Origin of the sequence: Paludisphaera rhizosphaerae (assembly GCF_011065895.1) — a bacterium.
Taxonomy (GTDB): domain Bacteria; phylum Planctomycetota; class Planctomycetia; order Isosphaerales; family Isosphaeraceae; genus Paludisphaera; species Paludisphaera rhizosphaerae.
In genome coordinates, this window is sequence record NZ_JAALCR010000021.1 from 130,677 (window position 1) to 137,868 (window position 7,192).

Here is a 7,192-nt window from a genome sequence, read left to right on the forward strand (position 1 = left end):
TCGCTGTGCAAATACAATAGACAAAAGGACTTGCAAAAACCGAGAAAAACCAGAGTATGGATTGACTCCGACTCGGCGGCGGCGATTCTTCGTCGAGGAAACAGGCGGGCCGCCGGAATATCGGGCGATCGGCGTGCTCGGAGTCCAAGTGGGAGCCTGGGTCGCTTGAAACCCGGATTCGCAAGGCCCTACAATGGCGAACCGTCGCGTCGGGCGGCCCCGGCGCATCAAGCTTGCCCCCCTTCTCAACTCCTAGGGGACGGATCACCGGATGTCCAACGCGACCGACCGGATCACGCAGCTTCTCGACGAGTTCCGCCACTCGCGGGACGTCATGGCAGCCGAGTTGAGCAAGGTCATCATCGGCCAGCACGACGTCGTCGAGCTGATCCTGGCGGCCATCTTCACGCGCGGGCACGTCCTGCTCGTCGGCGTCCCCGGCCTGGCGAAAACGCTGATGGTCGCCTCGATCGCCCGCATCCTGGACGTCGGCTTCAAGCGGATTCAGTTCACTCCCGACCTGATGCCCTCGGACATCACCGGCACCAACGTTCTGGAGGAGCCGGAGTCGGGCCGTCGCGAGTTCCGGTTCGTCCCCGGCCCTCTCTTCTCGAACATCATCCTGGCGGACGAGATCAACCGCACCCCGCCCAAGACCCAGGCGGCGCTCCTGCAGGCCATGCAGGAACGCGAGGTGACGGTCGGCCAGGAGACGCTCAAGCTCCCCGACCCGTTCTTCGTCATCGCCACCCAGAACCCGATCGAGCAGGAAGGGACCTACCCGCTCCCCGAAGCCCAGCTCGACCGCTTCATGTTCGACGTTCGAGTCGGCTACCCCTCGCTGGACGAGGAGAAGAAGATCCTCTCCGGAACGACCAAGGGGGAGACGCCCGAGCTGAAGAAGATCCTCTCCGCCAAGGCGATCGTAAACCTCCAGCGGCTGGTGACCTCGGTGCCGGCGTCCGAGTACACCGTGGATTACGTGGCTCGCCTGGTCCGCGCCACTCGCCCGGCCGATGAACGCGCCCCCCAGTTCATCAAGGAGCTGGTCGACTACGGCGCGGGGCCTCGAGCCGGCCAGAACCTGATCCTGGCCGGGAAGGCGATGGCCGCGATGGACGGCCGCTACAGCGTCTCGCTGGACGACGTCCGCAAGGTGGCGATCCCCGTCCTTCGCCACCGCATCAGCGTCAACTTCCAGGCCCAGGCCGAGGGCCAGACGACAGAGTCCATCATCAAGCGCCTCGTCGCCGAGGTCCGCGAACCTGACACGCCCAAATACGAGCGAAAAGGCGCCTGATTCGCTGGCTGTCCGGGCTTTCCGGACTCGGGCGACGTAGGATGGAAGCAACCGTCCGCACGCCGACGGCGAAGCGGTCGCGACGCCCCGCGCACTTCCGGAGCCATGATGGGTAACGCCGAGAAGTACTTGAAGCCCGAGGTGATCCGCCAGGTCTCGCGGCTCGACCTGCGCGCCAAGTTCATCGTCGAGGGCTTCATCTCCGGGCTCCACGCCAGCCCGTTCCAGGGGTTCTCGGTCGAGTTCTCCGAGCACCGCAAGTACACCCCCGGCGACAACATCGCCGACATCGACTGGAACGTTTTCGCCAAGACCGACCGCTTCTACACCAAGAAGTTCCAGGCCGAGACCAACCTCACCGGCTACCTCGTGATGGACCTCTCGGCGTCGATGGGCTACACCCACCGCCAGGAGCTGACCAAGTTCGACTACGGCATCAGCCTGGCCGCCGCCCTCGGCTACCTGATGATCCATCAGCAAGACCCCGTCGGCCTCATCGCCTTCAACGACAAGGTCAGACGAAGCCTCGCCCCGGCGAGTCGTCGGACGCAGTTGGCCAACATCCTCTCGGTCCTGGCCCAACTCAAGCCCGAGGGCGTGGCCGACTTCGCCGCCAGCCTGCACCAGGTCGCCGGGATGATGCGGCATAAAAGCCTGGTCATGATCTTCAGCGACCTGCTCGCCGATCCCGAGCCGATCCGCAAGGGGCTGTACCGCCTGCGGTTCTCCGGCCATGACGTGATCCTCTTCCACATCCTCGACGAGGCCGAGGCCATGTTCCCCTTCGAGGGGATGGTCCGCCTGGAGGACAACGAAACCGGCGAGCTGATCGAGGTCGACGCCGACGCGATCAAGGCCGACTACCTGGAGGAGGTCGAGGAGTTCCGGTCGTCCTACAAGGACGACTGCGTGCGGGCCCGGATCGACTACGTCCCGCTCCACACGGGGATGCCGTTCGACAAGGCGTTGATGTCCTACCTGCTGTCCCGCCAGGCGCGAGGCTGAGCCATGGAATTCTCGCTGATGCACGCGGGACTCGCCGCCGGCGCCGCCCTGGCCGCCCTGCCGGTGATCCTCCACCTGTTCATGCGGCCGACCCCCAAGCACGTCGTCTTCCCCGCCCTTCGGCTCATCCGCGAGCGCCAGAAGCGGTCGAAGAAGAAGATGAAGATCAAGAACTGGCTGCTGCTGGCCGCCCGCATGCTGCTGCTCGCCCTGATGGCCCTGGCGCTCGCCCGGCCTCGGCTCCACTCGGAGACGCCTCTCGGCGACGACTCGGTGCCCACGGCCCTCGGCCTGGTCTTCGACACCAGCCTCTCGATGGGCTACAAGCAGAACGACAAGACGCTGCTCGACCTGGCCAAGGAGCGGGCCCGTGAGATCGTCGCTCGACTTCCCGACACCAGCCTCGTCTTCGTGGCTGACTCGGCCGATCCCGGCATCCCCGTGGGGCTCTCGCCGTCCGCGGCTCGGCAGAAGATCGACGACCGCACGATCCGCCCGGTCAACCGCCCGCTGAACATGGCGATGGGCCAGGTGTATTCGGCCGTAGCCGACTGCGACCGCCCCCGGCGCGAGGTCTACGTTCTGAGCGACCTGACCAAGAACGCCTGGAACGTCTCCCAGCCCGCCGAGGGCCGCGAGAAGGTCGAGAAGGCCGCGGCCTCGGGAAGCAAGATCGCGACCGTCGTCCTCCGCGTGGGCACCGAGGAGCGGGAGAACGTCTCGATCGATGAGGCCGCCCTGACCTCCGAGGCCGCCCCCCAGGGTGAGCCGGTGGAGATCCGCGCCTTGATCCGATCGCACGGCGCCAAGCCCGCCCAGCGCCTCGCCGAGTTCTACCTCGACGGCGTGAAGAAGGACCAGAAGTCGGTTGAGATCCCCCCCAACGGCCAGACCGAGGTCCGGTTCCTCACCCCGCCGAGACTCAAGGAAGGCGAAGCCCACCGTGGCGAGATCCGCCTCACCGGCGCCCCCGACCCGATGGCCTTCGACGACGCCCGGTTCCTCACCTTCGAGACCCGCCCGCCGCTGAAGGTCCTGCTGATCTCCGACCTGAACGACGACGCCGTCTACGTGGCCTCGGCCCTGAACCCCGAGCCGACTCCGGGTGCGACCGGCGGCTTTCAGTTGGAGACGATCCGGCCCACCGACCTGGCGGCCCGCTTCCGCGACTCGCTGAAAACCTACGCCGCCGTCTTCCTCCTCAACGTCCAGAAGCTCGACGACTCCGGCTGGGGTCTTCTCAACGCCTACGTCCACGAGGGGGGCGGCCTGGTCGTCGGCGCGGGGGACCGCTGCCAGCCGGCAAACTACAACGGCCCGATCCCCTCTCAGATTCTCCCCGGACAACTCGCCGATCCCGCTTCGCCTCCCGGCGAGGGCATCACCTTCGGCAAGGTCGCCGACGCGACCCATCCGCTCTTCGGCCGCTACACCAACGAGTTCGACGCCCAGTTCGCCGCGATGCCCGTCTACCACTACTGGAAGCTCCAGGGCCAGCCGGCGGGACGCGTCCTGCTCCCCTTCGCCGACGGCGCTCCGGCCCTGGTGGAGCGGACGTTCAAGGGGGCTCGCACCGGCCGGGTCCTGCTCTGGACGACCCCCCTGGCCCGTCGCGCCCAGCGCTCGGATCGGTCTGCCTGGAACGAGTTTCCCAACGTGGGCTGGGTCTTCCCCTGGGTCATGAACCAGACGATCCCCTACTTCGCCGGTTCGACGGGCGATCAGCTCATCTTCGACGCGGGGGAGGACGTCCTGCTGAATCTGGGGTCGGACGCCCCGCCGCAGGACGTGCTGGTCACCGGGCCGGACGGCAAGTCGACGGAGCGGCTCACTCCTCCCCCGATCGGCGAGCCGCTGAAGATCGTCGCCCCTCAGTTCCTGGGTCAGTGGACGGTGACGGCCGTGGGCCCGGGTGAGAAGCGACGAACGATCGGCTTCAGCCTCAACCCACCTGCGACGGAGAGCCAGTTCGCCGCCATGGAGAACGCCGACCTCGACGCCGTCTTCGGCAAGGACGGCTACGCCCTGGCCGGCGACGACAAGTCCCTGAAGAAAGTGACGGAGCTGATCCGCGTCGGCCATGAGATCTTCCCCTGGCTGATGTTCCTCATCCTGATTCTGGTTACGGTCGAAAACTACCTGGCGAACACCTTTTACAAGGAGCCTGCGGGGGGCCCGACGACGGTCCCGCCATCGGCCCCGGCCCAGGCCGCCGCCTAGCCGCCGGCCCGCCCTGGACGGAGCGTGGGCGACGATGCGACAATCGTCCCAGCGCGAGCCTTTCTCGACCCCCTCGCAGCAGGTCTCTCGGACGTTATGGACCCTGGATTCAGCGTCAGTCTCAACCCGATCGTTCCGTGGCCTTACCTGATCATCGCCTCGGCGGCCGTCGTCGCGCTGACGATCGCGGCCTACGCACGGAAACTCCGCGGCCCGGGGGCTCGCTGGCGGTGGTTCGCGATCGGGCTGCGGATGTTCGCGGTCTTGCTCTGCCTGCTGGCCGCCGTCCGGCCGTCGGTCGTCCTCCAGGAGAAGAAGCAGCAGGCGGCCTCGGTCATCTTCCTGGTCGACACCAGCTCCAGCATGAAGATGAAGGATGAGGCCAACAACGAAGCCCGCTGGGCCTCGGCGAAGGCGGCGCTTCGGGAGGGCGTCGCCGCGGCGAAGAAGCTGGGGGGAGATCTGGAGGTCAAGGCCTTCGGCTTCGACAGCGACCTCCGCGAGTTGAACCTGGCCGACGACGCCCCTCCCCTGTCGGACCCCGAGGGCCGAGACACCCAGATCGGCACGGCCCTGCTGGACGTGGATAAACGCCAGTCGCAGGGAGGGCGGCGGATCGCCCGGCTGGTCGTCCTTTCGGACTTCGGCTCGAACAACGGGACCAACCCGCTCGTCGCCGCCCGTCGGTTCCGCGACCAGCAGACGCCGATCTCGACGGTCGTCTTCGGCACCCAGAGCGCGGGGGCGAACTCCCGCGACGTGGCCGTCCGCGACATCACCGCCGGGCCCACCGTCTTCGTCAAGAACAAGCTGGAGGTCCGCGGCGGGCTCTCCGCACGGGGATACGGCGGTCAGACCGTCGAGGTTGAGCTGTTCGTCGACGATCAGGCGACGGCCGTGGCCAAGACCCAGGTCAAGGTCCCCGACGGAGCCGAGACGATCCCCATCACGGGCCTGAACTACATCCCCCAGACCCCCGGCGACAAGAAGGTGACCCTCAAGGTCGCCCCTCGCGAGGGGGAGCTGGTCACGACGAACAATGAGATCAGCACGTTCGTCTCCGTCCTCAGCGGCGGCCTGAACGTGCTGTTTCTCCAGGGGCCGAGCTTCACCTGGGATTTCAAGTACCTGATGCTCTCCATCGCCACCTCGCCGGACATCGAGGTGAAGGGGATGGTCATTCCGACTCCTCCCGTGGGGGATAAGGGCGGGATCGCCGACGAGGAGTTCACCCCGGGCCGCTACGACGCCTACGTCCTGAGCGACATGGCCGCCGAGTTCCTCACGCCCAAGCAGCAGGCGATGCTGGCCGACTCGGTCAAGAAGGGGACGGGCCTGATCATGCTGGGCGGTCGGCACAGCTTCGGTCCGGGGGGGTGGGGACGAACCCCCGTGGCCGACGTCCTCCCCGTGGAGGTTCACCCCGGCGACGGCCAGATCGAGCCCCCCGACGGCGTCCGGTTCAAGCCCAGCGCGATGGGGCTCAACAGTTATCTGCTCCAGATCGGCTCCGACCCAGACAACACGAGGAGGCTCTGGGAGGCGCTGCCGCCGCTTCTGGGGGCCAACCGCTTCGGCGAGCCCAAGAAGGGGGCCGAGATCCTGGGGACGGTCAATGGGGTGGACAGCGAGCCGATGCTGATCGCTCAGGACGTCGGCAGCGGCCGCTCCATCGCCTACGCCGGCGACACCTGGGTCTGGGCCCGCACCGAGGCCGGCCGTCCGGCGCACCGCAAATTCTGGAGGCAGATCGTCTTCTGGTTGTCCCACAAGGAGAACCAGGGGGCCGACCAGATCAAGCTCTCGATCGACCGCCGCCGCGTCTCGCTGGGCCAGTCGGTCGAGCTGACCGTCACCGGCCGCGACGCCAAGGGCGCGCCTCTGACCGGCGTCACCTACGAGACGAGGGTCGAGCGCGAGGGCGCGGACTCCGGGACCGAGGCCCAGGCCGCCGAGGCGGTAGAAGTCTACACCCGCGGCGACGAGTCGCGGGGAACGTACCCTGCGCGGGGCAAGCCGGGCGACTACAAGGTGACGGTCATCGGTAAGCGCAACGGCCAGGAGATCGGCCGCGACACCGCCCGCTTCCTGGTCTTCCAGGAGGACCGCGAGCTGGAAAACCCCGCCGCCGATCCCGAACTCGCCCGCCAGATCGCCGACCTCACCGCCGGCGAGCCGATCCCCCCCGAGCAACTCGCCAAGCACCTGGGCGCCCTCGACAGGTCGACCTTCACCGAGTACGTCAGCGCCACCGAGCACCGGGTCTGGGACAACTGGCCCTTCCTGTTGCTGTTCGCCCTCTGCCTGACCCTCGAATGGTGGCTGCGCAAACGCCACGGCTGGGTGTAAGTCCCCTCGCCTGCTGCAAATCCGCCGGATTGTCAAAGAGCCTTCCCGCAGCCTCAGACCGCCGTTTTGCGGCGGGTTCGCTTGCGCTCGGACGCCGCAACGGTTCCCGCCGTAACTTCATGTTCAATCGACGGTTTCAACGGAATCGCGGCGGGTTCGTTCGTCGTCTTTTTGGAGGTGCCGCGATGGATGACGGTCTTCCCCCCTCGCGGGGGAAGACAGACCGCGCAGCGGTCAGATGAGGGGGATGACCGCCGTCGGACGCTCGCTTCATCATCGCTCGAACGCGGAGCCGATCCCCCCTCATCCGGCCGCTCT

At 67.2% G+C, this 7,192-nt stretch carries 4 protein-coding genes; all 4 read left to right on the plus strand.

Translation table 11 applies throughout. The annotated features are described in order from the left end of the window. Nucleotides 1–334 precede the first annotated feature (334 nt). On the plus strand, nt 335–1,300 hold the full coding sequence (locus G5C50_RS23900) for an AAA family ATPase (protein WP_165073491.1): 966 nt from the start codon (nt 335–337) through the stop codon (nt 1,298–1,300). Nucleotides 1,301–1,405: 105 nt separating this feature from the next. Continuing rightward, entirely contained in the window at nt 1,406–2,305 is a 900-nt protein-coding gene (locus G5C50_RS23905; RefSeq protein WP_165073478.1) for a DUF58 domain-containing protein, read from the plus strand. Nucleotides 2,306–2,308: 3 nt separating this feature from the next. Next, the gene (locus tag G5C50_RS23910; protein ID WP_165073479.1) at nt 2,309–4,525 is read left to right on the plus strand and encodes a BatA domain-containing protein; all 2,217 of its coding nucleotides are present in this window, start codon (nt 2,309–2,311) and stop codon (nt 4,523–4,525) included. A gap of 96 nt (nt 4,526–4,621) precedes the next feature. Continuing rightward, nucleotides 4,622–6,874, plus strand: a complete 2,253-nt coding sequence (locus G5C50_RS23915) for a glutamine amidotransferase (RefSeq protein WP_165073480.1) — start codon at nt 4,622–4,624, stop codon at nt 6,872–6,874. Nucleotides 6,875–7,192: the final 318 nt, after the last annotated feature.